Consider the following 717-nt stretch of genomic DNA (forward strand, 5'->3'; position numbering starts at 1 on the left):
GCATCGGAGAGAAAATCAGCGGGCATAGCGTTCCGATGTCAAGGTGGCTAAAAAACGGTCGTTTTTTGGTACAGACTTGTACCTGAGCAAAGGCTTTGAAAATACCCAAAAAAGTTGTACCAAAAACTTATCTACTTTATGAATGTACCGTATATTGCTGACAGATGAGTAACTGGTACAAAAAAGAGCAATGCGTATGCGTGTAGGTTATGCCCGGGTAAGTACCCAAGAGCAGACATTGGATTTACAGACCGATGCTTTACAGCAGGCGGGTTGCGACCGTGTCTTTACCGACAAAGTATCGGGTATGAAGGCCCACAAGCCTCAGTTTGAGTTGATGATGAGTTACCTGCGGGCTGGTGATACGATTGTCATTTGGAAACTGGATCGGCTTGGTCGTTCAACGCGCGGGTTAATCGAGTTGGTCGAAGGGCTGAGTCAAAAAGGCATCCACCTGGTTTCGCTCAATGACCCCATTGATACCACCTCACCGGGCGGGCTGTTGGTCTTTCAAATCTTTTGTGCGTTGGCCGAGCATGAACGGAACGTGATTGTGCAACGGACCCGGGCGGGATTAGAGTCGGCCCGGGCACGGGGTCGCCAGGGCGGTCGTCCGAAAGGGCTAGCGGTGAAATACCAGAAGATCGCCCCAGCGGTTAAAAATCTCTACGAGTCGGATAGCCAATCGACGACGCAGATTATGAGTTACTTTGGGAT

General features: G+C 50.1%; 1 protein-coding gene. It reads left to right on the top strand.

Translation table 11 applies throughout. The features are described from left to right. Nucleotides 1-196: 196 nt before the first annotated feature. Nucleotides 197-717: recombinase family protein (locus AC23NW_RS36225; RefSeq protein WP_487455595.1), on the top strand; the 521-nt coding region annotated here is incomplete at its 3' end.

Source organism: Arsenicibacter sp. R0_47 (assembly GCF_057652235.1).